The sequence below is a fragment of the Robinsoniella peoriensis genome (genome assembly GCF_000797495.1).
In the GTDB taxonomy this organism is placed as follows: domain Bacteria; phylum Bacillota; class Clostridia; order Lachnospirales; family Lachnospiraceae; genus Robinsoniella; species Robinsoniella peoriensis.
In genome coordinates this window covers 261964-287880 of the sequence record NZ_JTGN01000006.1, presented here as the reverse complement: position 1 = coordinate 287880, position 25917 = coordinate 261964, and the positions used below count along the sequence as shown (strand labels likewise).

General features: G+C 40.5%; 25 protein-coding genes, 1 pseudogene and 1 riboswitch. Of the genes and pseudogenes, 24 read left to right on the top strand and 2 right to left on the bottom strand.

The genetic code is table 11. From position 1 onward, the window contains the following. Nucleotides 1-38: 38 nt before the first annotated feature. The 13 genes from QR40_RS14195 to QR40_RS14135 all read left to right on the top strand — a co-directional run bounded on the left by QR40_RS14195 (nucleotide 39) and on the right by QR40_RS14135 (nucleotide 10003). Nucleotides 39-875, top strand: coding sequence for a hypothetical protein (locus QR40_RS14195; RefSeq protein WP_027292484.1), 837 nt, complete (start codon nucleotides 39-41; stop codon nucleotides 873-875). A gap of 252 nt (nucleotides 876-1127) precedes the next feature. Further along, nucleotides 1128-1925 carry a hypothetical protein gene (locus tag QR40_RS14190; protein WP_044295623.1) on the top strand — a complete coding sequence of 266 codons (798 nt, stop codon included), beginning with the start codon at nucleotides 1128-1130 and terminating at the stop codon, nucleotides 1923-1925. Nucleotides 1926-1977: 52 nt separating this feature from the next. Beyond that, nucleotides 1978-2514, top strand: a complete 537-nt coding sequence (locus QR40_RS14185) for a hypothetical protein (RefSeq protein WP_027292486.1) — start codon at nucleotides 1978-1980, stop codon at nucleotides 2512-2514. Continuing rightward, a complete protein-coding gene (locus QR40_RS14180; protein ID WP_044295621.1) occupies nucleotides 2511-3020 on the top strand; it encodes a hypothetical protein in 510 nt (169 codons plus the stop codon). The genes QR40_RS14185 and QR40_RS14180 overlap by 4 nt, the downstream gene beginning before the upstream one ends. A gap of 15 nt (nucleotides 3021-3035) precedes the next feature. Continuing rightward, the gene (locus QR40_RS14175) at nucleotides 3036-3857 is read left to right on the top strand and encodes an LPXTG cell wall anchor domain-containing protein (RefSeq protein WP_044295619.1); all 822 of its coding nucleotides are present in this window, start codon (nucleotides 3036-3038) and stop codon (nucleotides 3855-3857) included. After that, nucleotides 3844-4572, top strand: a complete 729-nt coding sequence (srtB, locus tag QR40_RS14170; RefSeq protein WP_052430857.1) for a class B sortase — start codon at nucleotides 3844-3846, stop codon at nucleotides 4570-4572. Before QR40_RS14175 ends, srtB begins: the two co-directional genes overlap by 14 nt. Before the next feature lie 39 nt (nucleotides 4573-4611). Beyond that, nucleotides 4612-5571 (top strand): peptidylprolyl isomerase, encoded by a 960-nt coding sequence (locus tag QR40_RS14165; RefSeq protein ID WP_044295617.1) that lies wholly within the window; start codon nucleotides 4612-4614, stop codon nucleotides 5569-5571. A gap of 18 nt (nucleotides 5572-5589) precedes the next feature. Then, a complete protein-coding gene (locus QR40_RS29875) occupies nucleotides 5590-6081 on the top strand; it encodes a hypothetical protein (RefSeq protein WP_052430856.1) in 492 nt (163 codons plus the stop codon). Between the two features lie 35 nt (nucleotides 6082-6116). Beyond that, nucleotides 6117-6650, top strand: coding sequence for a V4R domain-containing protein (locus QR40_RS14155; RefSeq protein WP_044295615.1), 534 nt, complete (start codon nucleotides 6117-6119; stop codon nucleotides 6648-6650). A gap of 23 nt (nucleotides 6651-6673) precedes the next feature. Beyond that, entirely contained in the window at nucleotides 6674-7747 is a 1074-nt protein-coding gene (locus QR40_RS14150) for an ATP-binding protein (RefSeq protein WP_027292491.1), read from the top strand. A gap of 28 nt (nucleotides 7748-7775) precedes the next feature. After that, nucleotides 7776-8501: a LytR/AlgR family response regulator transcription factor gene (locus QR40_RS14145; RefSeq protein ID WP_027292492.1), complete on the top strand. Its 726-nt coding sequence runs from the start codon at nucleotides 7776-7778 to the stop codon at nucleotides 8499-8501. A 4-nt stretch (nucleotides 8502-8505) separates the two neighbouring features. Then, nucleotides 8506-9309 carry a LytR/AlgR family response regulator transcription factor gene (locus tag QR40_RS14140; RefSeq protein ID WP_081998912.1) on the top strand — a complete coding sequence of 268 codons (804 nt, stop codon included), beginning with the start codon at nucleotides 8506-8508 and terminating at the stop codon, nucleotides 9307-9309. Between the two features lie 67 nt (nucleotides 9310-9376). Further along, nucleotides 9377-10003, top strand: coding sequence for an HD-GYP domain-containing protein (locus tag QR40_RS14135; protein ID WP_052377649.1), 627 nt, complete (start codon nucleotides 9377-9379; stop codon nucleotides 10001-10003). Here QR40_RS14135 and QR40_RS14130 read toward each other — a convergent pair. Continuing rightward, nucleotides 9992-10969, bottom strand: coding sequence for a LysR family transcriptional regulator (locus QR40_RS14130; protein ID WP_063837580.1), 978 nt, complete (start codon nucleotides 10967-10969; stop codon nucleotides 9992-9994). The two genes, QR40_RS14135 and QR40_RS14130, sit on opposite strands and share 12 nt — an antisense overlap. Before the next feature lie 79 nt (nucleotides 10970-11048). After that, nucleotides 11049-11237, top strand: a riboswitch (cobalamin riboswitch). A gap of 117 nt (nucleotides 11238-11354) precedes the next feature. On the opposite strand from QR40_RS14130, the gene QR40_RS14125 reads away from it, so the two are divergent. From QR40_RS14125 to QR40_RS14095, 7 genes are all read left to right on the top strand, one after another. Continuing rightward, nucleotides 11355-12506 carry an ABC transporter substrate-binding protein gene (locus QR40_RS14125; protein ID WP_242858532.1) on the top strand — a complete coding sequence of 384 codons (1152 nt, stop codon included), beginning with the start codon at nucleotides 11355-11357 and terminating at the stop codon, nucleotides 12504-12506. 18 nt (nucleotides 12507-12524) lie between these two features. After that, nucleotides 12525-13553, top strand: a complete 1029-nt coding sequence (locus QR40_RS14120) for a FecCD family ABC transporter permease (protein WP_044295610.1) — start codon at nucleotides 12525-12527, stop codon at nucleotides 13551-13553. Then, on the top strand, nucleotides 13550-14407 hold the full coding sequence (locus QR40_RS14115) for an ABC transporter ATP-binding protein (protein WP_063837579.1): 858 nt from the start codon (nucleotides 13550-13552) through the stop codon (nucleotides 14405-14407). Before QR40_RS14120 ends, QR40_RS14115 begins: the two co-directional genes overlap by 4 nt. Continuing rightward, nucleotides 14394-15254 (top strand): nitrogenase iron protein NifH, encoded by an 861-nt coding sequence (locus tag QR40_RS14110; protein WP_044295608.1) that lies wholly within the window; start codon nucleotides 14394-14396, stop codon nucleotides 15252-15254. The genes QR40_RS14115 and QR40_RS14110 overlap by 14 nt, the downstream gene beginning before the upstream one ends. 19 nt (nucleotides 15255-15273) lie before the next feature. Further along, nucleotides 15274-16914, top strand: a complete 1641-nt coding sequence (locus tag QR40_RS14105; protein WP_081998910.1) for a nitrogenase component 1 — start codon at nucleotides 15274-15276, stop codon at nucleotides 16912-16914. Nucleotides 16915-17178: 264 nt separating this feature from the next. Then, complete coding sequence (locus QR40_RS14100) at nucleotides 17179-18984, top strand: cache domain-containing sensor histidine kinase (protein WP_044295823.1); 1806 nt, start codon at nucleotides 17179-17181, stop codon at nucleotides 18982-18984. Beyond that, nucleotides 18957-20579 (top strand): response regulator transcription factor, encoded by a 1623-nt coding sequence (locus QR40_RS14095; protein ID WP_044295604.1) that lies wholly within the window; start codon nucleotides 18957-18959, stop codon nucleotides 20577-20579. Before QR40_RS14100 ends, QR40_RS14095 begins: the two co-directional genes overlap by 28 nt. Here QR40_RS14095 and QR40_RS33975 read toward each other — a convergent pair. Further along, entirely contained in the window at nucleotides 20543-20689 is a 147-nt protein-coding gene (locus QR40_RS33975) for a DUF6783 domain-containing protein (protein WP_465231367.1), read from the bottom strand. The genes QR40_RS14095 and QR40_RS33975 overlap by 37 nt on opposite strands. Between QR40_RS33975 and QR40_RS14090 the strand changes: the two genes are divergently transcribed. The 4 genes and pseudogenes from QR40_RS14090 (at nucleotide 20624) to QR40_RS14080 (ending at nucleotide 25718) form a co-directional block, all read left to right on the top strand. Then, on the top strand, nucleotides 20624-21940 hold the full coding sequence (locus tag QR40_RS14090) for an ABC transporter substrate-binding protein (protein WP_160295816.1): 1317 nt from the start codon (nucleotides 20624-20626) through the stop codon (nucleotides 21938-21940). The genes QR40_RS33975 and QR40_RS14090 overlap by 66 nt on opposite strands. A 250-nt stretch (nucleotides 21941-22190) precedes the next feature. Beyond that, nucleotides 22191-23864 (top strand): AAA family ATPase, encoded by a 1674-nt coding sequence (locus tag QR40_RS14085; RefSeq protein WP_044295600.1) that lies wholly within the window; start codon nucleotides 22191-22193, stop codon nucleotides 23862-23864. A gap of 14 nt (nucleotides 23865-23878) precedes the next feature. Then, nucleotides 23879-24043 (top strand): annotated as a pseudogene (locus QR40_RS33735) (glycosyltransferase); the annotation flags it as partial. A 97-nt stretch (nucleotides 24044-24140) separates the two neighbouring features. Beyond that, nucleotides 24141-25718, top strand: a complete 1578-nt coding sequence (locus tag QR40_RS14080; protein WP_044295598.1) for a glycosyltransferase family 39 protein — start codon at nucleotides 24141-24143, stop codon at nucleotides 25716-25718. Nucleotides 25719-25917: the final 199 nt, after the last annotated feature.

Sequence of the window (25917 nt, the reverse complement as noted above, 5' to 3'; positions counted from 1 at the left end):
TATAAAAAAAATAAAAAATACTATTGGAGGAAATTATAATGAGAAGAAAAAACACAGCAAAGAAAGTATTAGGAACCTTAACAGCAGCAGCACTCTGCATGTCAATGACAATCCCGGCGATGGCAGCCACAACAAATTCAGGCGGTGATGTCGTTACTGTACCAGGCGGCACAGATGTGTATGCCGGTGTTGTAGTAGATGATGAGACAAATGCAGATGCACGTATTCGTGTTACTGTACCTACTGTTTTTGCATTTGTAGTAAACGGAACTTTGGATGCTGCAAAACAGAATAATCCGCTGTCATCCACAGACGGTACCATACTGCTTCCAAATGTGAAAGTAAACGTGTTAGATCCTACTTCAAATACCAGTGATTATGAGATTGCTGTTGAACAGGACAGCACCATGACCTTTACGAATTATTCTACAAAGGCAAATACAGGCGGCGGTCGTGATGGTATTCCGGTGAATCTGACAGGAGCTATTGAAAATAAAGGATCTGATAAAGACCGCAACTACTGGAAGCACAGTGCAAACGCACAGGGATTCAAAGAATTTACCCTCAGCCTGGAAAGCCAGAAATTCAGTAAGGCAGCAGGAGCGAATACTTTCGAAATGGCAAATGCGGTAGTACTGGATGCACCGGATGTATCTGATGCAGCTAATGTAGATGCTACTACGAAACTGGCTAAAACCGGCGCAGCTAAAGACCTGGCATTTGATGTACAGGTTGGCGGAAAACGCGGGGATTACAAACAGATTGAACAGTCTGCAAAAGTAGGAACTATCGTTTGGACGGTAGGATATGAGGTTGACAATACAACAAATAATATTCCTACAGCACCGGGTAATGATTTTTCTGAAACTAACTAATAAATAACAAGAATATGATTGAAATAAAAAACTGAAATAAAAAACTGAAATAAAAATACTCAAATATTAAAATGGCATCATACCGGGGGATACCAATAAGCAGGTTGGGGCATATCCCAACACGGAATTATCCGTATATGCTTTGGCATCCCCGGGAATGGAAAAAGTTTGTTGCAGGCAAATCTGAATGGATAGGTTTTTCTGCAAAAGGTTTTTTCCATAAAATTCTGTTGGAAAGAAGGGATAAACAAAATGAAGATAAAAAGGAAAATAACATTTGCCATGGGAATTTGTATGGCAGCCGGTTTTATGGCGGGAGATGTGTTGTGTATACAGGCAGCCGACCCTGGTCCCAGCCAGAATATATGGCTGGATGTAGCAAAAAAAGATTACAGCCCCCGGATCTCCGTTACCGTTCCCACTACGTTTGCCTTCGTGGTAAACGGGACGTTAGATGCGGGCAGCAGAGTGAAGATATCTGTCGATAACGGGACGCTGCTTTTGCCAAATATCGTTGTAAACGTACTGGACCATGACAATCCGGCAAGCGATTATGAGATTGGTGTGGTGGGAGATTCCAGACTTTGGGTGAAAAATTATTCCACCCAGACTGCGGATCAGGATGCAGATGGAAATGAAAACTACAATCCTGCAGTAAGGCAGGGAAAGGCAGTCCGTTTAAATGCCTGTGTGGAAGGTATCGAAAATCCCGGTGAGGAGCAGGGATACTGGAAAGCAGCGGCAGAAGACAGTAAACTAACCACGGACCAGGGGAATTATAAAAACTTTCGTGTAAGTCTTACAGATGAAAACAGTTCATACATTTTTAACAGACCGGATACCGCAGATAAAAGCATCTGGCTGGATCAGGAGATATCTTTGCAGGCACCCTTGAATAAAGAGGGCTTCACCCCTTCGGGGACGGCAAATAAACCGTATGAAAAAGAATTGAAACTGGGAGTGGAGGTAGGCGGATACCGGGGACAGTATTCGCAGATTGAGGAATCCGTCAAAGCCGGCAAGATTATATGGCAGGTAAATACTGATTAATTCTGTAGTTACAGCAGCAGAGGACAGAATCAGAAAGGAGCAGACATAAGGTATGGAGCAGAAGAAAAAGGGCAAAAAGTGGCTCATTGTCCTTGCCCTGATCTTAATTCTGGGAGGAATCGCAGGAGGTTTCTATTATCAATCCCAGAAGTCTCAGGGAAAGGACAGGCTTACAAGAGATGAAGACGCCCTGGGCGGGCTTCTTCCGGGAAAAAGCCCTTCGGAGATGGCAGAGCTTCTCAGCCAAAAGGTAGAAGAAGGAATGGTAGATATCGGTATCGCAGCAGAACCGGTATTTGAAGAAGGAGGTAAAAAAGGAAAACTGGGCATAGAAAATGTTCCGGGAAACCGTTACTCTCTTCAGATCGATCTGGTATTAGATGAAACCGGGGAGATAATTTATCAATCGGGTCTGATTGATCCCGGTTATTACATTGAATATGTAGAGCTTAATAAACAGTTAAAGAGCGGAAATTATCATGCAACAGCGGTATTCACCACATACGCCCTGGATGAAACAGAAGATGAAATAGCAAAAACAAAAGTAAATATTTTACTGCAGATTAAAGATGGAAAAGTTTATTCATGATAAGGATCAGACAGGCATGGAAAAACAAGCTATTATTAGCGGCTTCTGCCATGTGTATGCTGGCAGGAGGATTCTATACCGGACTTGGCATCTACACTGTCTGGAATCCCTCAGAATTTCCTCTGGTCAGGGACAACACAGCCAGAGAAAGAGAGAATGACAGAAAAGAAGAACAGAACAGTCTTCTGGCGGATGCCATGCAATATATAAATATAGAATCCGTTATCTATTTTCAGAACCCGGATGATAAAGGAACGATCCGTTTAGCCAATGGCAGCCGGAACAGGTTCTGCATCAAAGGAAGCATTCTTTCAGACCGGGATGGAAGTGTACTATATGAATCAGATGGGATAGATCCCGGATTTTACATAGATTCCGTATATTTGAATACAAAACTGGAACCGGGTGTTTATCCCTGTACAGTGCTGATACAGTTCTATCAGACGGAAGATGACAGATATATCGGAGAAACAGCCAGAAAAGCAGTTGTGATAATAGAGAGATGAGGTGGTTATGAGGTGATGGTATTATTGAAAAAAACACGTGGTTTTGCAGTTTTGCTGTTAACGGCGCTTTTGGCATGGTGCTGCTGCAGTAACGGTGTATCAGCAAAATCAGGAACATCAGGAGAAGTAAGGCCAACTGAGTCCTACACACCGGGCAAAAGCAGCACGGATATAACAGCGGGAGTAGTCGTTGATTATATGGGAAAGCTTAAATTCATTGTCAGGGATGAGGAAACAGCAAAGCCTGTTGAAGGAGCTTCTGTGGAATTGTATGTTCCGGAACTTGGCAGATACGTATTATTTGGACAAAGCGGTACAGACGGTATTTACCAATTGGATGTGGCTTATGGGACAGGAACAGATGCACAAAAGCAATATTTACAGGGGGAAAGCAAGTCCGGGGAAAAAGGGACACTGGCAGAGTTTGAAAATAACCAGATCCGATGGAAAGTCTATAAGAAGGATTATCTTCCATACCCGGCAGAAGGAGAAGTTCTCCTGGATGCCATTACCCTGCCATACGAAATAGAGGTCAGCCTTTACAAGGAGCCCAGGGAAACGGATGAAACAAAGGCAACAGAGGAACCCGGTGATACGGATGATACAGATGATACAGAAGGAACCGAACCGGCAGAATCAAATAAAACCACGGAGACCACAAAGACACCTGTTACATATCCCCCCGGTAATAACAATCCTCCACACAGCGGACAGATACCCAAGACGGGAGTAGAACAGGCAATTGGTTATGGGGTCATAGGACTTGGATTTTGTGTGGCGGCCATATTATTAATCATACTTTACCTATATAGAAAGAAGGAAAATGAAAAGAAATAAAATTCCAAAGATTCTTCTGGCAGCCTGCCTTGTGATTCTTTTGGCGGGCGCTGTATATTTTGGAAAAAGTATCTGGGAGGATGCCGCACCGCTCCTCGCGTCGGAGGGTTATTACAAAAGTCTTCGAAAAGAGATATATATTCAGAGGGAAAACGGTCAGACACCGGATATGGAAAAGTTAATCGGTCTGAATCAGGACGGGGTTGCCTGGCTTACAAGCCCGGGTACTACCATAGATTATCCGGTGGTACAGGGGAAGGACAATGAATATTACCTTCACCACCTGTCGGATGGAACTCCTAATGAAATAGGGGCTGTTTTTTTAGATTACCGGAACAAACCGGATTTCACCGGTGAAATATCTATGATATACGGACACCATATCACTTTGGGGAGAATGTTTTCCCCACTGTCTTCGTATAAAGAGCAGCGCTATTATGAGGAACATCCCCGGGTGATACTCTACACGAAGGAGAAAACCTATCATATAGAATTATTTGCAGGAAATATCCTGAGTGGAAGCGAGGGATTCCCTTTGAGCTTCCAATCCGGTAAAGATAAAAAAGAATGGATTCAGGAGATCATCCGTAAATCCACTTTTTCCAGCAACATTACACCGGCAAAGAATGACAGAATTCTGATTCTGTGTACCTGTTCTTATGAATTTTTAAATGCCCGGTATGCGGTGTTTGGAAAACTGACGGAAGTGAAGTAAGTTCTGGACAAACAGGGTCGTATACTTAGGAGATGAAGCATGAAGAAACAAATATTATTTACAATATGCGCCGTTATGGCAATGGCAGTACTGGAAGGCTGCAGCACCAATCAAAACTATGTAACGAAAAGTGCGGACATATCAGAAACGTTTCCGATTGAAGCCACAGATGCAGGAGAGAATCCCCAAACGGCGAAGAGTGATGGACCTTATGCCATTTTCCATACTACAGCCGGAGATATAACCGTGATCCTCTATCCTGATCAGGCACCGGAAACGGTTGCGTATTTTATAAGCCTGGCAGAACAGGGATATTACAATGGCAGCCCGTTTGACTACATTGATAAAGATAATACCATACAGGCGGGATCAAAAGGAACCGATGAAGAAAAAACCGATGAAGAAAAAACTGATGGAGAAATGACTGATGGAGAAAAAACTGCTGTAGAAAAAACTAATGGAGAAATGACTGCCGGAGAAATGACCGGTGCGGAAAAGTCTCCGGCAAAAGAATATGATGACGGCCTTCACCATTTTCCAGGTGCGCTGGCTATGGCGGGAGGCAAAACGGATGCGGAAAAAAGCCAGTTTTATTTCATAGTAAACCAGGAGATACCGGAAGACCAAAAGTTAGTTTCTGCAAATTTGTACATGAATGAACTGGTTCGGGATGGTACGTTGGAATTAAATGAAAAAAACAAAGAAAGCAAAATGAGTGAAGAAGAAATTAAAGAATACGAAGACCAGTTAAATCAGAAGATACAATCAATTGGTACAGAAGGCGTACCGGAAAACGTTTTGCAGAGATACCAGACAGCATTAGATACTTATATGAAGATTGGCGGAGCTTACTATCTGGATTATAAGAGTACCGTATTCGGTCAGGTGATCAAAGGCCTGAATGTAGCCGAAGATCTTTCTAAGGTTCATGTAGACGCAGTAAAAAAACCAAAGCAAGAGCTGGTGGTTAACAGCATTGAGATAAAAGATAATCTGTAGTAAAGGAGGTACCGGTACATGCAGAGAAAACATGAGCAGATGGGTGTGCGCAGATGGAAAAAGGGGGTATTGTGGGGCGGAGTGTGTATAATCGTGTGTCTGGCAGGTGGATTTCACATATATGAAGGTTACAAACTGGATCAGAATGCAAAAACAGGGGTACCTGTAATAGAAGACCTGCAAAAGAAGGCGGATACGGAAAATTTCCGGTTTCAGATATTGGCGCATCCTCAGTTTGAAAGTGCAGATGAAAAGGGAGAGGTTATGATTACAAATCCGGCAGAGAATCCCTACAAGATGTCTGTGAAAATAACACTGGATGAGTCTGATAAAGAAATATATGCATCCAAGATATTAAGTCCGGGTGAGCGGATCCGCTTTGCCAGATTATCAGGCCATCTGGACAAAGGAGAATACCCGGCAACAGCTGTCTTTTCCGTTCTGGATCAGGAGACGGAAGAGGTGGTAGGGGCAGTGGAAGCAGGAATGATAATCACTGTGAAAAGCTGAAGAAAAGTTAAATATAATGAAAAGAGATGACAGATATGCAAAAATATGAAAGCAAAAAACAAAATATATATTCTCTCGATGTTCTGGGAGATGTGGAGACAGGAAGAAAAAACCTGGGGCCGGAGATGCCCGTAATTGTCTATCGTTTATTTATGTACAGTATGAGGGATACATTGGAGCAGCAGTATGGGATAGAAAAAACAGTTCAGATCCTAAGGATCTGCGGTAAAAAAGCCGGTATGGAATTTGCAGAAAAAGTGCTGGATCTATCGCTGGATATGGATACATTTCTGATCCACCTGCAAAAAACTCTTTCCGATTTTAAAATAGGGATTCTGAGAATGGAATCCTTTGATGACAAAAAACGCAAGGCGGTATTTACTATCAGTGAAGATGTAGACTGTTCCGGACTTCCGATACTGGGGATGGCAGTTTGTAACTATGATGAGGGATTTCTGGATGGCATTTTGGAAAAATATACGGGGAATTCCTACACGGTTACAGAAATAGACTGCTGGGCAAAGGGGGATCGTGTCTGCAGGTTTGAGGCTGTGGAAGGCAGCAATTAAGATCATGAAAACAGGTGACGTTTATGGATAAAAATATAGAACGGATGCAGAATTATGTAAATCATGTTCTCTATGACCATCCCTCGGCTTATCTGGATCCGGAGCAGTTCGACCCGCCGTACAGGGAATTTTCCCAATCATTACTGTTTTTGGGGAAATCTATATTGGACATGTATGAATATATCTGTGAAATGTCAGATGGGGTGCTGGACCGGCAGATGGAAAGACAAAATCCGCTCCTTGGGCCATTAAAAGATTTACAATCGAAGCTTAGCCATATTACATGGCAGACCAAGCAGGTGGCAAAAGGAAATTTTGATATCCAGATCCAGTATCTGGGAGAGTTTTCGGAAGCATTTAAAATGATGGTGGATCAGCTGAGAAAACGTGCTGAGATAGCAAGACGAAATGCGGAGATGGAGAAGCAGATTCTGGAAACAGAAAAACAGCTTCTGGAACATGAGATGGAAAACCAGGTAAGGCATTATAAGTCAATCGTGAACATGAATCAGGAAATAAGGGCATACCAGCACGATATAAAAAATCATTTATTATGCCTGGGGAGCCTGTTAGAAGACGGCAATACAGAAAAGGCAAAAGAGTATCTGAAAGGGATCTCAAAACAGGTATATCACAATGAAAAGATTGTACATACGGATAATTACATATTAGATGCCCTTATATCAGAAAAAGCCCAGATAGCAAAAGAAAAAAATATCCGGTTGACAATGGACCTGAAATTGAAGAAAGAACTGAACATACAGCCGGCAGATTGGTGTGCAATTTTTGGAAATGCTTTGGATAATGCCATTGAAGCATGTGAAAAGGTAGAAGAAAGTAAAAGATATATCCATGTAGTTGCGTACTGTGTGGGGAGCCTGCTGAAAATTAAAATAGAAAACGCAATGCAGGGAACCATCGAAGTCAATGGCAGCGGGTTTGAAACTACCAAAAAAAGAAAAGAGTATCATGGATTTGGATTAAAGAATATAGAAAAAACAGTACAGCGTTATGACGGCATCATGGAACTGACTACCGAAAAAGGAATATTTATTATGCAGATACTGCTTTGCGATATTATGAGCCAGGCTGTTTAAATATTTAAAAGAGACAGGGAGTGATATTATGGTAAATATTTGTTTATGCGATGATAATACCGTAATCTTGGAAAAATATGAAGCATGTTTGAAGAAAATTGCTGAAAAATACAATCTTGATGTTTACATTAAGTTATTTACCAGTGGTGAGGAAGTCATTGATTATTTTGAAATATTTTCAGAAAGCCATATAGATATTATTTTTATGGATATAATTATGGACAGGATGAATGGTGTGGAGACTTCAAGGATGCTGAGAGAAAAAGGATATAAAGGAGAAATTATTTACCTAACCTCCAGCAAAGAATTTGCGGTAGATGCGTATGATACTTTTCCCTTCTACTATTTAATGAAAAGTGAATACTCAAAAAAACTGGAAGATGTGTTCCTTCAGGTAATGGGACGTAAGAAGGAAAAAATTAAAGACGGGATATTATGTAAAAAAGGCAGTGTGATGAAGAGAATCCAGCTGGATGATATTCAGTTTATGGAAGTTTACGGGAGAAATATCATCATACATATGCAAAAAGATGTGTTTGAATTTATAGCGAATATGGAAATAATTGAAGATAAGATTAGAAACAAGGGATTTTTAAGAACCAGCAGGTCTTATATTGTAAACTTAAAATATGTGAAAAATATCATGAAAAATAAACTGGAAATGTATTCCGGGGACATGGTTCCGCTGAGTACAAAGAATAGTCTTGCAGTAAAAAAAGAAATTTTACAGATAAATCCGGATAGCTGGAATTAATATTATGATTAACGAAACAGAAAGCAGGATGGTGACCATGAAAGATATGTCAGATTCCGGTATATCTGCGGATGAGAAGACACTATATATTTTATTATGCAATGCATCCTTTTACCTGCTGCAGGTTTATGAGAGCCTGATCCGGTATGTAGCACACAAGTATGGATATCAGACAAATTTTCTTGTATATGAAAATGGAAAAGAAGCAGTTTTCTGTAAAGATGACTGGATGCAGGAAGTAGATATTTTAGTGATTGGATGGGAGCCAGGAAGGATGAAAGGAATAGAAATCGCAAGGGCTTTTCGTGAAGATCAATGCCAGGCCCAGATTCTTTTTCTGGGCAATCAGAAACAAGATATTATAGAATCTTATGAAGTGAATCCATTCTACTATTTTATCGAAAATGAGGTTACTCATAAGAAATTTGAATTGGTTATGAAAAAATGTTTTTGGGAGATTGTGAGAAGCAAGAAGAACTCCCTGCAATTTATCAGCAATGGGAAAATACAGCGTGTTCACTTAGAACTTATCGTATATCTGAAAGTGGACCACCGTATGATTAGCATAACATGCAGGGATAAGAGAGAGATTCTTTTTTATGACAGTTTAAAAAATATTGAAGAGAAAATAAAAGATGACACATTTATGAGGACTCACAGAGGATATATTGTGAATCTGAAATATGTAGATTATTTAGATAAAAATGAATTGTTTTTAAACACCGGAGAATCAATTCCTATTGCCCGAAAATATAAACAGGAACTTGTAGAACGGATGATGGATCAGGAAAAGAATATACTGATCTGATCATAACAATAGAAAGCCGGTAAAGCAGGCTTTCTGTTTTGAAATGAGCGGTAAAGGAGGGAAACGCATGCAAACACTAACAACAAATACAATGCAGAAAATTATATTAAGATTGTATCAAAATCTGCCAAGAGAGGTCTATATTCATCAGAGTTTTACAGCAAAGAATGCCTGCCAGCTATTTAAGAAATCCTGTGAAGAACAGATCTATCCGGATGAAATCGCACAGATTTGTCTGGAAGGCATAAGACTGGGTGCACTTTATCATGATGCCGGTAAGATATTGGTACCGAAAGAAGTATTGTGCAAAAAAGATCTGCTTACGGAAAAAGAACGCTCTATGATTTACTGGCACGCGCTGTATGGCGGAGATATTGCGATCAGCTTGTTAAAGGAATCACATCATAAATATCGGCAGACAGTATGGGCAATGGCGGAGTACCATCATGAGCGCTGGGACGGTCAGGGCTATCCCAAAGGCCTGAAAGGAAAGAAAATCCCTGTAGCGGCAAGAATCTGTGCAATAGCAGACAGTTATGATGCCATGGTGAGCTGCCGTCCCTATAACAAAGACATTTCCAAGGAATATGCCTGCAATGAAATAGAGCGTAATGCAGGGAGCCAGTTCGATCCCCTGCTGGCAAAATTGTTTTTATCCTATCAGAAACAAGAAGATGCGGTTTTATGTATCTGAGGATTTAACCGGGGAAATTTGGTCTGTCAGTTTCACAGACGCATTCTGAATCAGTGCTACATCTTCTAGCAGAAAATCCAGATATTTTTCTCCCAGAGTGGTTTTGTTATGACCTTTTTTCTTGATGTAGCCAAGATGCAGCCTGCTAATTTCCTCCTGGAGCGGTTTGGCAAGGATTTCGCCCATGCCTTTGTGGAAAGTATCGGCATTGCTGTTGGTTAAATCGGGTCCGATGCTGAAACAATCCGTTTTTCGCACCAAGGCAATCTTAGTACAGCGGTCACAGACATGGACATTTTTATTCAAAATGTTAAAAAATAAAGGCTCTTCTGTGAAGTGTGAGGTTTTTGTCTCCTGATCATAGGTGACAAAAGGGAAATCCTCCAGGTCTTTTAATGTGATCCGGGATTTTCCGGAAAGGGGATGGCCGTTACGGAAGAATACGTAATTCTGCATCAGGGCAATTTCATGGAACTCAATATCATAGGAAGTTAATAATGTCTGAAGTGTACGAAGGTTGGATTCCTGTATTGCCAAAATGCCCAGTTCGCTTTTGCTGCTGGAAACATCATGGATCACGGAATTTGTATCACATTCCCGTATAGCCATATCATAGGTACTAAAATCCAGTTCTGATAAAAACCGGGTAAATGCCCGAATAGCGAAAGGAAGATGCTGGGAGGATACAGAAAAGCGCATTGGGATAGAATTTCTGGCTCGATAGCGCTGTTCCAGATACTGTGTCTGTCCAACGATTTCCTTTGCATACCGGATAAAATCTTCTCCGTCATAAGTCAGGGTTATGCCGCGGTTGGTGCGGTGAAACAGTGTAATCCCCAGATCCTGTTCTATTTCTTTTACGGCTGTAGAAAGTGTGGATTGGGAGACAAACAATACCTGAGCGGCTTTTGAAAATGACTGGTAATTAGATATTTCAATAATATATTTTAAGTTCTGTAAGGTCATGACCGTATCCTCCTTTGGTTTATACTATCAAAAAAATTGATAGCAGGCAATAGAAAAATACTTTTAGATAAGCGGTTGTATTAATAAAGTTGATATGTTATATTAAAAATAGTTTAAGCAGAATATTTTATGGAAGCCGGTCTGAAGCCGGCGCGGTGCCGCCACTGTAGGACGGAGCTGTAACAAAAATGACACTGGAGGAAACTCCGGGAAGTCTGTTGCAGCAGTGAAGTCGAGCCAGGATACTTGAATATTTTGCCGGAACCCTTTATTTAACGAAACATTGAATGAGGGTATAGCAAAGGGGAGTACCTCTCTTTTTTGCATATCCTTTTCTGATGTTCGGAAAAGGATTTTTTTAATTTAGAAAAGTGAGGATAAGAACATGAAGAAGGAAATGCAAAAGAACAGCACAAGCAAACTGACAGGCAAAATCAGTAAAAAGGCAGCGGCTGTGATCCTGACAGCGGCTATGTGTATGTCACTGTTTGCCGGATGCGGGCAGGGAACAAAAACAGGTGAAACGAATGGGGCGCAGGAAACCGCTGCAGAGGAAGCTGTCCGGGAAGTAACGGATGCGGCAGGAAATGTAGTAAAGGTGCCGGCAGATATTTCAAAAATTGCAGTAACGCCGCTGCCCTGGTCGTCCGTTATCTATGCGATAGACGGAAGTTCTGACCGAATGGTTTCCATTAATCCAGGAGCTATGAAGGCATATACCGGTAATTTCTTTGAAAAGCTGGACAGCCATTACGGCACACTGGATACTTCCAGTATCGGGAAAGATTTTTCAATCAATATGGAAGAAATGGTAAAGGCAGGCGTACAGGCTGTAGTCATCTGGGATTATCAGACAGATGAAGCGAAGCAGCTGAAGGATTTGGGAATAGTTCCGGTCATGGTGAAAAACGAAACCGTTGAGGAGCTACAGAATAGTTTTAAGGCAATCGGACAGCTGCTTGGCAAGGAAGACAGGGCACAGGAATTTATTGATCTCTATGGGAACACCTATGACCGTATCAAATCTTATCAGGACAAGACAGCCGGAGCTGAAAAGCCAAAGGTTTTGTATTTAAGGAATACCGAATTAAAGCTGCAGGGAAATGATAATTTTATCAAAGAAGCGCTGGAATTGGCAGGAGCAGATAATGTGGCAGCCGATATCTCTGATATTACCATGGAAGAAATAATAAAAATCAACCCGGATATTATTTTATTGAGCTGGTTTGATGATTTTGTCCCTGAGGATTTATATGAGAATAAGATTGACGGTCAGGACTGGAGTAATGTAAATGCCGTAATCAATAAAAAAGTGTATAAGACGCCCCTGGGAATTTACCGCTGGGATGCTCCCGGTGTGGAAACCCCTCTGATGATGATGTGGCTGGCAACGTTAATACAGCCGGATATTTTCTCGGATATCAATATAGAACAAGAAGTGAAAGATTATTTCACTAATTATTTCCAATATACATTAACGGATGAGGACTTGGCACAGATCATGAGTGACGCGGCTAATGCAGACAGTGTAAAATAGAAACGGGAGAGGCACCTTATGGAATCAAAAATAAAAAAGAAGAAAACCTATGGGGTGATTTTAACTTTCATGATATTGCTGCTGCTGGCACTGACAATAATGGCGATTGGATTGGGGAGATACTTTATCTCTCCAATTGATGTTATAAAAATAATTTTTTCAAAGATTCTGGACATTCCCCAAACATGGGAGAAGCAGGCGGAAGGAGTTGTTTTTACGCTGCGGCTACCTCGTATCCTGGCGGCGCTTCTTGTAGGAGCAGCGTTATCCTTATCGGGTGCATCTTATCAGGGAGTTTTTAAAAATCCATTAGTGGCACCGGATATGCTGGGCGTATCCGCAGGAGCCTGTGTCGGGGCATCTTTGGCAATTTTGTTTCAGTCAAATCAACTGGTAATCCAGATAGCTGCTTTTGGAGGTGGAATAATAGCCGTAATGGCGGCCACTGCAATTCCCAGATTTATCCGGAATAACTCCATGATGACTTTGGTGCTGGCAGGGGTAATTGTGGGAGGACTGATGAACTCTGTATTAGGGCTGCTAAAATACCTGGCAGACCCGGATACACAGCTTGCATCCATAACCCACTGGCAGTTAGGAAGTCTTTCCAGCATAGTGTGGCGGGATATTATTTATGCAGGACCCGCGATTATTGTGTCTATGCTGGTATTATTGCTGATCCGCTGGAGGATCAATATTCTTTCCCTGGGAGAAGATGAGGCAAAAACTCTGGGGACAAATATTAAAAAATCCAGAGGGCTGGTTATATTTTGTGCTACGGTTCTTACAGCCAGTGCGGTATGTATCAGCGGAACAATCGGATGGATAGGTCTGGTCATTCCACATTTTGGAAGAATGCTGGTGGGGCCTGATAACAGAAAACTGCTTCCCGTTTCTGCAGTACTGGGTGCCATATTTTTGCTGTTGATTGATACGCTGGCAAGAAATTTAACCAGTGCAGAGCTGCCGCTTTCTATCTTGACAGGATTAATTGGAGCGCCGTTTTATTTTTACTTATTATTAAAGCAAAGGATGAAGCTGTCATGATTTTAGAAGTAAAAGACCTTGCATTTTCTTATCATAGTGATCATAGCCGGATGCTGTTTCAGGATGTTAATTTCACTCTGCAAAAAGGAGAAATCTTCTCCATTTTGGGAGCGAATGGTGCAGGAAAATCCACTCTTCTGAATTGCCTGGCTAACTTATTGCGTCCGGCAAAAGGACAAATATTATTAAACGGACATAATCTCACTGATTCTTCTCTGAAAAAAATAGCCCAGACAATCGGCTACGTTCCCCAATCCCATACCCCGGCATATGCTTACTCCACCGAAGAATTTATCGTCATGGGTAGGGCACCCTACCTTGGATTATGTGCACAGCCAGGGGAACAGGATTATGAACTGGTCAGGGAAGCGATGGGGGAATTGGGGATTACTCATCTGTCAGAACGTCCTTATACGGAATTAAGCGGAGGGGAACGGCAGCAGGTAATCATTGCCAGGGCAATCGTACAGCAGCCCGATATAATCATGCTGGACGAGCCAACCAACCACTTGGACTACGGCAATCAACTGCGCATGATCCAGCTCATTCAAAGATTAGCACAGAAAGGTTATAGTGTCATTATTACAAGCCATATGCCCGATCACGTTCTGCTATTAGGAGGTGCGGTGGGTATGCTTGGAACGGATGGCAGACTGCAGGTGGGAAGTACGGAAGAAATCATGACGGAAGAGAATCTGAAACGTCTGTATGATATTGATGTCCATATGGTTTATATAAAAGAAGTTGGAAGGAAAGCCTGTGTAGCAGGGAAAAAGAAAGGCAGTGAAATGGAAAGCAGTAAAATTGCAGGGGAATCTGCAGTAAGATATGGGGACAAAGATGAAAACTATTAGAATTGCATTTTATGGAAAAGGAGGTATCGGGAAATCAACGATTGCCTCTAATGTATCGGCAGTACTGGCCTTGGAAGGGAAAAAAGTATTACATATAGGCTGTGATCCCAAAGCGGATTCCACAAGAGGTCTGACAGGGAAGAGGATACCCACTCTTTTGGATCAGCTGAATCAGAAAGATGAGTTATTAGTCCGGGAGGATGTGCTGTTTGCAGGAGTAAACGGTGTGCATTGTCTGGAGGCAGGTGGTCCTCAGGCAGGCTGCGGCTGTGCAGGACTTGGAATAACGGCAGCTATGGATGAACTGGAACGTATGGGAATCCTGGATGAATCATGGGATGTCATTGTGTACGATGTTCTGGGAGATGTGGTATGCGGCGGCTTCTCAGTACCGATGAGACAGCACTATGCGGATCAGGTATATATTGTTACTTCACCGGATTATATGTCCATTTATGCCGCAAATAATATTTTAAAAGGCATCAGGCGCTATTCAGCAGAGGATAACAGTTTATTGGGCGGCCTGGTTTTGAATCATGTGAAAGATGAACGGGATATACGGATCGGTGAGAGGTTTTCAGTAAAAACCGGAGCACCGATCACCGTAACAATCCGGGAGAGCAGCGAAATGAGGATGGCTGAATTTCAAAGAATGCTCTTTACGCAGGAATTTCCGTACGGCATGAATACGGCTGCATTAAAAAAATTTGCAAATGCTCTGTCGGGACACAAGGCAGTAAGGTGTTTCCAAGGATTGGATGCAGAGGAAATGGAGCAGTTTGGAATGGAGATATTTAGAGAGGAAATATCGGAATGGGATGAGGCTGGGGAAGGAACATCCTATTAAACACCGGTAAGGAAAATGGATGATGAATAAATGTGAAATTGAAATTGTTCTGACAGACGAATCACCTGATATGCAGAAAATTCCGGATCAGATTTTAAAGGAGAAAGGGCTGGCATTGGTAGCAGCAGGCTCTTTAGCCTGTGTACGGATACTATATTTTCGGGCCTGCAAGCTGGGAAAGCTGCAGCAATTTTTTGGCTGTCCGGTGACTGCCCGGGAATATGGAATGGGAATGCAGGGTAGAAAACTGAGAAATTGCATCGGGAAGGCGCTGAAAATGGAAGGCATACGGGGTGTTATTGTCTATGCATCCTGTATGGAAGTTCTGACTCTATGGGATTTTCAAAAAGAGTTGGAACAAGTATCCAATCCACATAACATTCCGGTCAAAATACTGTACCGGGGCCCGCTGGTGAAAAGAAGAAAACCTCCGGCGGAATCCTTACGACGGATCCTGGCGGAGATAGAGAAGAATCAGGAGGCAGTCCATACAGAGCAGCAGCCAGATATCCCGCTGCCTCCGCCTGCGCCGGATTTTTCCGGCATTGCGTCACTGCTTCAGGAATGGAACTGTGAGACTTTACTGCTTACACCCGGAGGATGTAAAAGCTGTATTGAAAGTGCTGATGGAACAGACGGTATGCATGACCTGAAAAGCACCAGATTTCATGATGCCAACGTCTGTCTGGGATGTGAAAAACAGCTTATAGATGCAGCTGTCCATCAACTTACCGGTAAGGGACTTTTATGCCTGTTGGGAAGTGCGGTCATTAAAACGGTTGGAATGGATGTAAGAGGCATAACCGGAGAACTTGAAAAATCTGGCAGACCCTGTGTATATCTGCCAAGCGACGGATTTGAGGGAGCGCCCCCGGCAATGGCTCAGGCATGGCTTATGCTGGGACAGAAACTGCTCTTAAAGCATTCGCCTGATGAAAGGAACAGCTGCCACATCTGGATTTTGGGATATTCAAGATTAGGAACAGGTAAAATAGAACATCTGAATCCTGTAATAGAGAGTTTAAACAACATTGGATGCAGTATTACGATCTGGAGTAACAAGGAAACAGAAAGTAATGCCGCACTCCCTTTTCTGACTTGGGTTGTGAGTACGGAAGGATTGAAACTGGCACAGTGGATGAAAGATAAATACAACATACCATATGTGGATGCAATGCCAGTGGGTGAAAGGATGCTGGAAAGTTTTATAAATAAAATCCGGGCCATCAAAAATAAAACACAGTATTCGGAACAGGTAATGAAGCAGGCTGAGAGTCCAGTCAGTAGGGACAGCAGAAATGTTGTGATCATTGGTGAACCTGTGCTGTCTTATGGAATTAAATATTATCTTCAAAAGGAAAGAGGATTTACAAATGTGCAAATATCAGCATATGCCCCAACCCAGGGGATGCAGTTCTTTTACCGCCAATATGCAAAAGAGGTGTTACAATTCACCTCTCCTGAAGAATTGTGTGGGCAATTGTGTGGACAAAAGGCAGACATTGTAATTGCAGATCCTTTGTTACTGCAGGTATTTCAAGGAGATATTGTGCGCATACCATTACCCTATCCGATATTCAGCGGACGCATTTTTGCAGAAGATTTCTATGAATATGCGGGTGGGCCTGGAGCAGAGTATTTGAATCATTATTTAGATTAATAGAATAGATATGTCCCTTCGTCTGTTGTGAAATATGACACAGATTGAAGGGATATTTTTTATCAAAAAGTATTTTTACACAAAAACAAGGTGTTTGACATTTGCAAATTTATAAATATATGATAATATGGTAACAGTTGACAGGACAGTTTATTAAATGATAATTCATCGGTATAAAATAACAGTGCAAAGGACAGGTACCATTTAAATATGAAAGACCATGACAAAGAAAAAAGGAAAAAAAGATTGGAGTTAAATCTTAAGATGAGGGTAAAAATATTAATCCTGTGCCTGGGATTGACTTTGTTTGCACTTATTTTACAGACCATCCTGTTTGAAAATTCTTCATCAGGTCTGATCTATAATCAGGCTAAAGAGGAAAGTTTTGCTTCGCTGCAGAACATGCAGAACGAAATATATGGATTTGTAAAAAATATGGAAAGCAATATGATCGAAATTTACAGTGAAAAAGACTTGATTCAAGGACTGAAAAATAAAGAGAAAATAGAAAATCTGAGAACTGATTATTATCGTTTGGCTTATAATTTTGGCACCAGCCATTTTGCCACTACAGATGGAGTGGTGGCAATGTATCTATACAATCCGCAGCACGAGATTATCAGCACTTATCGAAGGGCAGTTACGCCCAAGCATAATTATCAGACGGATATTTATGAGGATGCGGAGAACCAAAACGCAGGGGTTGTGAAAGAGTATGTGGAGTCGGACGACACGACGATGCTGATATCCAGTTATTATAACCAATACCGGGAAACGGATATTATTCGGTTGGTTTTGAAGATTTATAATAACAGCAATTTAAATGATGTAATCGGATATGCGGTCTGCGATATTGACAGCAAAGTTATCCGTTCCATCATGGAAAAGTACAGTACGGATAAAACCATGTTTATGTGGATTCAGCCATCCGGAGACAGGCCGGCGGTAAGTATCGGCAGCCTGGAAGGCAAGGATGTGGAATACTACAATGAAATCAGCGCCAAGATACAGACTACATCATCCAGTGATGTAGCAAAATTATTAACAACATCGAAACGGGTGTTTTTCCAGGTTCCTCAGAAGAAGTATAACATGGATGCCTATTCTCTCATGCCCAGGTCACTGCTGGTGCAGAATCAGAAGGCGCTTACAAAGAATCTGATTTTCATTGCATTGATTATGATTATAGCCGCGGCCATATTGACGATTCTGGTATCCCGGGGACTGACAAAGCCTCTGGATAAGCTGATGCAGACCATAGAGCGGATCAAAGGCGGAGAAACCCATTTGCGGGTAGATGTACATAACAAAGATGAGGTAGGGATTCTGGGACAGAGTTTCAACGAGATGCTGGATCAGATGGAGGTACTGATCAGCCAGGAGTATGAGACGAAGCTGCTGCTAAACAGGGCAGAATACAAGGCGCTTCAGGCGCAGATCAATCCACATTTCCTGTACAATACGCTGGACACCATGAGCAGTATCGCACAGATTCAGAATTGTCCCGAAGTCAGTGGACTCAGCCAGTCCCTTTCTAATATTTTCCGGTACAGCCTGGATATGAAAAATCCCTTTTCTACGGTAGCAAAAGAAATTGTGCATCTGAAAAATTATGTTTATGTTATGAATGTAAGGATGCGGGATAATGTAAAATATAGCTTTGATATAGATGAAACAGTGCTTCAGGATACAGTTCCCAGAATTTCCATACAGCCATTAGTAGAGAATGCTTTAAACCATGGACTGCGCAACACCAGGGGAGACAAGGAGATTATAGTCTGCGCCCAGGTGCGGGAGGGCAATTTATGGATCAGTGTGCAGGACAACGGAGTTGGAATGGATGCCGCAAAAGTGAATGAGATTCTGGAGAAAAACGATATTAACCTGGTGGAAAAAGGAAGCTCCATCGGATTAAATAATATTAATGCCCGTATGAAAATGCTGTATGGCAGAGAGTATGGAATCCATGTGGAAAGTGAGGTGGGAAAAGGAACCAGAATATATCTGAAAATACCAAGAGTAAAAATGGAGGAGGTCAGTTCATGGATGCAGCAGCCTATAAAGTCCTGATTGCAGATGATGAGTATTGGACAAGGGAGAAAATAAGGAATATGATATGTTGGGAGAAATATTCCTTAGAGTTTATGGAACCGGCAGTAGACGGGGAAGATGTGTTAAATAAAATCCAACTGGAAGAGCCGGATATACTGATAACCGATATAAACATGCCTTTTATAAATGGAGTAGAACTTCTGTCCATTATAAAAGACAAATACCCTGATATAATTACCTTCGTCATAAGTGGGTATGATGATTTTCAATATGTAAAGGATACATTTATGTCAGGGGCAATAAACTATCTGGTAAAGCCTGTGACCAAAATCGATCTGGTAAATGCGCTGTCGAAGGCGCTTGAAATTATCAGCACCCGCAGGTGTGCAAAACAGGAGGAAGAAGAACGGCAAATGAAGCTGCTAAAAGCAGCATCGCTGATACAGGACCGTGAATTCAGCCTTTTGGTGGAACGGGAAGATACGCCGTTTACACCAACCATTACTATGAACAGTGAAATTAATTTTGCAGGCGCAAGCCTGATGCTGATTAAAATACATAACTTGAATGAGCTTATGAAGAAGCATCAATATGATATGAATAAGCTTTCTTATCATGTGAAAAAGGAAATCAAAAATATTGTTTCAAAAGAGAGCTCTATGGTATTTAATCATATTTTCCGATCCAACGAGTTTATTGTAGTTTCTGAAATCGAAAATGAAGAATTGAAGAAGGCGGCTGAAAAACTTATCATATATCTTGCACCGGCAGCGAATTCTCCGGTAACAGCCTGTATCAGTGAGCACAGCTATACCATGGACAGCATACATATGGCATATATTCAGACCGTGGCGCTGTTTATGACCAGAATTTACGAAAATCGAAATGAGATTCTCATTGCCGGCAGGGGCACGGAAAACCAGAAAAAGGTTCATAACCAGTTGAGCAGTGAGTATGAAAAACAGATTAAGAGCCTCTTGCAAAGGGGAAATAAATCAGCGTTAAAACAATTGATCTTTGATACTATTGGACTGCGAAGATGTCAGGAAGAAAAGTGGGAGTATCTGGAGGTAAAGCAGACAGTCAAGAAAATCCTTAATATTTTTACCGATTATACCGCAGAGCAGGGGAATCCGAAAAAATTAATGGATATGGAAAATATGGCAGATGTGGCAGATAAGATCATCGAACTTCTGGATGCGGATGTGCTGTGTGAAGTGCTTTGCGACATTATAGAGTTTGCCGTCACCAATCAGGGAGAAGCTGCAACAGACTCTATACGAAGTGTAGTAAAACAGGCAGTACAGTTTATAGACAGCAACTACTTTGAAGAACTGAGCCTGTCCTCTCTTGCTCAGCAGTTCAATGTGGAAAGTTCCTATTTTTCCAAGATGTTCCGGCAGGAAACAGGGGAAAATTTAATGGTCTATATCACTCGTTTAAGAGTTGAAAAGGCAAAAGAATTTATGGCTAATAAAGAGGTAAGCCTTACCGAAATCGCCTTTATGGTTGGGTACGATGATTACACTTATTTTAGCCGTGTATTCCGGAAAGTGGAGGGGAAAAGTCCGAGAGACTACAGAACGGGTATTACCGGACAGAGGGAAGTATGAGAGAATATCACGTTTACAAAAAACCAGCCCGCAGCGCCCCCTTCATGCGGGCAAAATCTCCCGCAAACTGTGATGTACAGCCAACGGAAAGCAATTTTAAAACATGCCAAAAAATAATCCTGATGTGCATAGCTGTCCTTTTGTTTCTTACAGGATGCGGGCAGAAGGAAGTGCCGGTGTACCATCAGGACGAAGACGGGATTTTGCTGACGGTTCTGGCGGGACAATCGACTTCCGATGCAGGTATAGAAGATATGATTGATGAAGTTATCGCTGAGGAATATCCAAATGTAAAACTCCAGTGGGAGTGCGTGGATTGGGGAGAAAAATTCAATTCCCAAATGCAGGGCAGGTTTGCGGCAGGAGACATTCCCGATATTATGATTGGAAAAGCGCAGGATGTTCAGGCATATGCCCACACCGGGAATCTGTCTGTTCTGCCGGAAGATTATACAGACAGAATCAGAGCAGAAGCGTTAAAAGCAGTGACGGTAGACGGTGCCGTGTATGGAATGCCATATAATGCCTGGTATCAGGGAGTCATTTATAACAAAGAGATATTCAGAAAATATAATCTGAAAGTGCCGGAAACACAGAAAGAGCTGAATGATATTATAAAAGTTCTAAAAGAAAATGGTGTAACACCCTTTGCCAGCCATTTCAGGGAGAGCTGGAAAGTGGGAAATATGACCATGCAGTTCTTTATGAATGAAATATTCAGCAGCACACCTGAATGGGGAGACCGATTCAGGCAGGGTGGGGTTAACTTTGCAGACAGCCCGGTAATAAGACGCTGTCTGTCTTATAACAAAATGATACTGGATGCCAGCTGGCAGGACGCACTATTGATTGATCAGTTTGAAAGTGACAGCCGATTTACGGAAGGACAGGCTGCAATGTATCTGACCGGATCCTGGTCCATGCAGTTTACGAGCCAGTATAACGAGAATATGGAGCTGGGAATCTTTCCATTTCCCAATGAAAATGGTGATGCCCGGCTCATCAGGGAGACAAACATGACCTTTATGAAAAGTTCCAAAACAAAGCACAGTGAATTGATTAACGATATCTTCAGCACCCTGCTGACAAGCGAAAAACTGGAACGTGAAATTCTGGACTTTACCCAGACGGCTTCAGTCGTAAAAGGAGTAGAACCGGCCAGCCGCAGCAGGATTCAGGATGACATAGACAGATATGAGAAAGATGGCCAGGTCGTAGAAGTGAGCCTGGGCAACTCTCAGTTTGTCTGGTCCTTTCAGAATGATCTGGCGGCTCAGCAGCTTTTATGGCTTCAGGGGGAGAAAACCCTGGATGAAATATTGGCATATGCGGATCGGGAGCGGGAGGAGAGTGCGTATTGAATTAGTAGCTGAAAATATTGATTATATTTTATCACATAATAGGTTAGATTATAGGTTAAATGATAGCTAAATTAGAAGATAAATTAGAAGCTAAATTAGAATCAGATGTCTCCCTTTTCAGATTGATTAGAGAATGGTATAATGTTTATAATTAATAATATAGTGCAGCATATGTTAAGAAGAATATGACACTTATAGAAAAGTCATAATGATTGCAAATAAATATGTTGGATAGAGATGAGGTGGGTATTTGGAACTTAAAAAATTACCGGTTGGTGTAGAGGATTTTTGTGAGATGATAACAAAAAAATTCTATTATGTAGATAAAAGTATAATGATTAAAGAACTCCTGGATCTAAAAGGAAAGGTAAACTTATTCACAAGGCCAAGAAGATTCGGTAAAACCCTGAATATGAGCATGTTACAATATTTCTTCGAAATTTCGGAAGAAAATAATAAAGAAATCTTTTTAGATTTAAAGATTGCCCGGACCGGGGAACAATACATGAAATATCAAGGAAAGTATCCCGTCATTAATCTTACACTAAAGGGTGCAAAACAAGCAAACTTTGAGTATGCTATTTTGAGCATTAAGAGAGCAATTTCAAGTGAATTTCAGAGGCACAGGAAAGAAGTACTAAAATATGAAGCAGAAAAAGACCGTGTTCTAAAGATTTTAGACGCAGAAGGTGATACAGGTGTTTATCTGGATTCTATACAGCTTTTATCCAAGTGTCTGTATGAGTATTACCAGACGCCGGTAATCATACTGATCGATGAATATGATGTTCCTTTGGAAAATGCATATTTCAGAGGATTTTACGATGAAATGGTTTCTTTTGTTCGATCCTTATTTGAATCGGCGTTAAAAACTAATAAATATCTGGAATTTGCCGTAATGACAGGCTGTCTGCGCATCTCAAAAGAAAGCATTTTTACAGGCTTAAATAATCTGGAAATTATTTCAATCCTAAGTGTGCACTACTCAGAGCATTTTGGCTTTACAGAAAATGAAATAGATGATATGTTAAAGTATTATGGTTTGGAAGAAAAGAAGGAAACTATCAAAGACTGGTATGACGGTTACCTGTTTGGAAACACAGAAGTCTATAATCCCTGGAGTATCGTGCGTTATGTAAAGGACAGTTACTATGGGTCACACGGTTTTCCCATATCCTACTGGGGAACAACCAGTTCCAATTCAATAGTCCGTACAATGGTAGAAAAGGCAAATGATCTCCAGACAAAGAGCGATCTGGAAATGTTAATGCAGGGAGATGAAATAGAGAAGCCCGTACATGAAGATGTCACTTATGATGAGATATACAACAGTACCAATAACCTGTGGAATTTTATGTTTTTTACAGGTTATCTGAAAAAGGTAAGTGAAAGATTTGATGATAACGGAGATCATTTCATAACATTGAAAATACCAAATAAAGAAGTAGCTTACATTTTCCGGCACAAGATAATGGGATGGTTTCAGGAAATGATTCAATCCAGAAATTTACAGAAATTGTATTTAGCAATTCTCAGATCAGATGAGGCAGAGGTAGAGCAGGAATTAAAACAGTTGTTAAGAGATACCATCAGCTACGAAGATTATAATGAAAACTTTTATCATGGATTTCTGTTGGGATGCCTTTCCGGAATGAGTGATTATTATGTGAAATCAAACAGGGAAAGTGGAGATGGACGCAGTGATATTATCATTCGTCATCCGGATTTTAACGAAAAGGCTGTCATCATAGAATTAAAGTGCACTGCCAGTCCCCGGAAAATGGAAGATAAGTGCCAGGAAGCCTTGAATCAGATTGAAGTAAAACACTATGACGATGAACTGATAGAAGAAGGGTATGAAGACATTATTAAATACGGTATAGCATTCTGTAAGAAAAATTGTTTGGTGAGAGTTAAAAAATAGTGTTGAAATTATAAGGCGATCCGGTTGCTGGCTGGCCATCTTTGGCCTGTATTATATTATTTATTGGTGGTAATCCATTATTTTGTATAGGGATACTGGGACAATATATGGCCAAAGCCTATCTGGAAGTGAAGGAACGTCCAATTTTGTTTGTAAAGAAAAATGCTGTTCCTGGCTGATCCCATCAGGTGGGAAGGTCAGACTGGTGCAATGATTTCTAAAACACGCTCCAGGAAAACTGATATATAGAAAAAATAATAACGGAGTAAATATCTGATGGAAAAGAAAAAACATGGTAAAATAATTGTAGGCATATTAGTGGTTCTTATTTTGCAAAGCCTAATTTATATTTATTTTGGGAATCAAAAAGTAGGGTTTCACATAGATGAATTTTATACATATGCATTATCTAACGGTCAGGAACGCGCCAATGACTTCATAGAAGATGGTAGAATCTATGCTGGCGGCAGTCCATTTACAGAACATTATACAACTAATAAGGATAACAGATTTGATTATGAGATGGTTTGGAGGAACCAGGCCGAAGATGTCCATCCACCATTGTACTATTTTTTTATACACACAATTTCTTCTTTTCTTCCTGGGGTATTTACAAAATGGATTGGATTAGGAGTTAATATATTTTTTTCTCTAGTTGTGACAATATTGGTTTATTTAGTGTCAAAAGAATTTTTAAAAGATAAAAAAGCAGTTTTTTTGTCTACAGTTCTTTTTTCAGTATGTCCGGCCGTCATTAACAGTATCATGTTTTTACGAATGTATATCCTTTTAAATATTTGGATATTAGCGGTGGTGTGGCTATTCTTATTATACTATGACAAGAAGAAGCTGGATAAACTTTTTTATGTGGCTTTATTGTGTATTACAGTTCTGGGGACATTGACACAATACTATTTTCTTATATTTTTGTTTTTTCTTTGTCTTTATTTTGGAATAAATCTATTGATAAAAAAAAGATGGAAGGATGTGGTTGGGTATATTTTTACCCTTGCTGCGGCAGGGATAATATCCATAGCAGTATTTCCAGCAATGCTTAATCAAATCTTTGGTGATGGTTACAGGGGAGAGCAGTCATTTGAAAACCTGGCTAAAGGAGGAGATTTTTTTGAGCGCGTTGATAAATATTTGGAGATATTCAAAAATAGTTTCTTTGGGAATAAGTTTGGAATTTTTGCATTTATTATAATAATATTAGCGGTAATAGCAATTTTAATGAATATAAAAGACTTGAAAAAGAAGACTGTAGTTTGTTTTTTTAAAGGCAAAGTGATGATGGTTATTTTCACTGTTTTGGCATATACAATATTGGTTATTAAAATATCTCCATTCCAGACACCTCGTTATATATTCTGTATTTATCCATTTATTATAATCGGACTTACAGGCATTTTATTTCGTAGTATGATAACCATATTCAGAGGCAGGGCAAACACTATAGTATTGACCATAGTCAGCCTTATATGTTTATTATCTTTTTATTCCAGTTATAAACAAGGGATGTCCTATTTATTTCTGGAGGAAGAGAATATAATTGATATCGCAAAACAACACAAAGATGAACCAATGATTTGCATCTATGATGGTAAGCAGTGGAAGCTAATGGGAAGTTATTTTGAATTATCTTATAATGAATCAATAATTTATATATCAAAAAAGAATCTTAAGAAACTAGAGAATATAGATATTACAGGTTTTGATAAGATGCAGGTTTATGTAAGTGACTCATTAAATCAGGATAAGATGGTCAATAAAATTTTATCTAAAAATAAAAATTTTAAAACCAGTACACTATTATATAAAGTATCTTATGGGAGTGTTTATGAGTTAGAGTAAGACGTGAAAAATAGATTAATTTCATTTTAGGTTTTTCCAATTTTATAAATTTATGGATGCATTTTTCTTCAAAATATATTATACTGTTAATCATAGAGAACACTTCTTTTGTATGTATTTGGTTTGGTCGCCTAATACAGTTTAACACAAAGTAGTGTTCTCTTTTTATATTTTTCATCAAGGCGAATAAAATTTTACG

Coding starts and splice junctions, on each gene's coding strand:
- QR40_RS14090 (WP_160295816.1), top strand. CDS start 20,624: ATGCGGGCAAAATCTCCCGCAAACTGTGATGTACAGCCAACGGAAAGC.
- QR40_RS14150 (WP_027292491.1), top strand. CDS start 6,674: ATGGATAAAAATATAGAACGGATGCAGAATTATGTAAATCATGTTCTC.
- QR40_RS14080 (WP_044295598.1), top strand. CDS start 24,141: ATGGAAAAGAAAAAACATGGTAAAATAATTGTAGGCATATTAGTGGTT.
- QR40_RS14155 (WP_044295615.1), top strand. CDS start 6,117: ATGCAAAAATATGAAAGCAAAAAACAAAATATATATTCTCTCGATGTT.
- QR40_RS14180 (WP_044295621.1), top strand. CDS start 2,511: ATGATAAGGATCAGACAGGCATGGAAAAACAAGCTATTATTAGCGGCT.
- QR40_RS14105 (WP_081998910.1), top strand. CDS start 15,274: ATGATGAATAAATGTGAAATTGAAATTGTTCTGACAGACGAATCACCT.
- QR40_RS14100 (WP_044295823.1), top strand. CDS start 17,179: ATGAGGGTAAAAATATTAATCCTGTGCCTGGGATTGACTTTGTTTGCA.
- QR40_RS14095 (WP_044295604.1), top strand. CDS start 18,957: ATGGATGCAGCAGCCTATAAAGTCCTGATTGCAGATGATGAGTATTGG.
- QR40_RS14165 (WP_044295617.1), top strand. CDS start 4,612: ATGAAGAAACAAATATTATTTACAATATGCGCCGTTATGGCAATGGCA.
- QR40_RS14130 (WP_063837580.1), bottom strand. CDS start 10,969: ATGACCTTACAGAACTTAAAATATATTATTGAAATATCTAATTACCAG.
- QR40_RS14110 (WP_044295608.1), top strand. CDS start 14,394: ATGAAAACTATTAGAATTGCATTTTATGGAAAAGGAGGTATCGGGAAA.
- QR40_RS14145 (WP_027292492.1), top strand. CDS start 7,776: ATGGTAAATATTTGTTTATGCGATGATAATACCGTAATCTTGGAAAAA.
- QR40_RS29875 (WP_052430856.1), top strand. CDS start 5,590: ATGCAGAGAAAACATGAGCAGATGGGTGTGCGCAGATGGAAAAAGGGG.
- QR40_RS14135 (WP_052377649.1), top strand. CDS start 9,377: ATGCAAACACTAACAACAAATACAATGCAGAAAATTATATTAAGATTG.
- QR40_RS14175 (WP_044295619.1), top strand. CDS start 3,036: ATGGTATTATTGAAAAAAACACGTGGTTTTGCAGTTTTGCTGTTAACG.
- srtB (WP_052430857.1), top strand. CDS start 3,844: ATGAAAAGAAATAAAATTCCAAAGATTCTTCTGGCAGCCTGCCTTGTG.
- QR40_RS14190 (WP_044295623.1), top strand. CDS start 1,128: ATGAAGATAAAAAGGAAAATAACATTTGCCATGGGAATTTGTATGGCA.
- QR40_RS14140 (WP_081998912.1), top strand. CDS start 8,506: ATGATTAACGAAACAGAAAGCAGGATGGTGACCATGAAAGATATGTCA.
- QR40_RS14120 (WP_044295610.1), top strand. CDS start 12,525: ATGGAATCAAAAATAAAAAAGAAGAAAACCTATGGGGTGATTTTAACT.
- QR40_RS14125 (WP_242858532.1), top strand. CDS start 11,355: ATGAAGAAGGAAATGCAAAAGAACAGCACAAGCAAACTGACAGGCAAA.
- QR40_RS14185 (WP_027292486.1), top strand. CDS start 1,978: ATGGAGCAGAAGAAAAAGGGCAAAAAGTGGCTCATTGTCCTTGCCCTG.
- QR40_RS14195 (WP_027292484.1), top strand. CDS start 39: ATGAGAAGAAAAAACACAGCAAAGAAAGTATTAGGAACCTTAACAGCA.
- QR40_RS14115 (WP_063837579.1), top strand. CDS start 13,550: ATGATTTTAGAAGTAAAAGACCTTGCATTTTCTTATCATAGTGATCAT.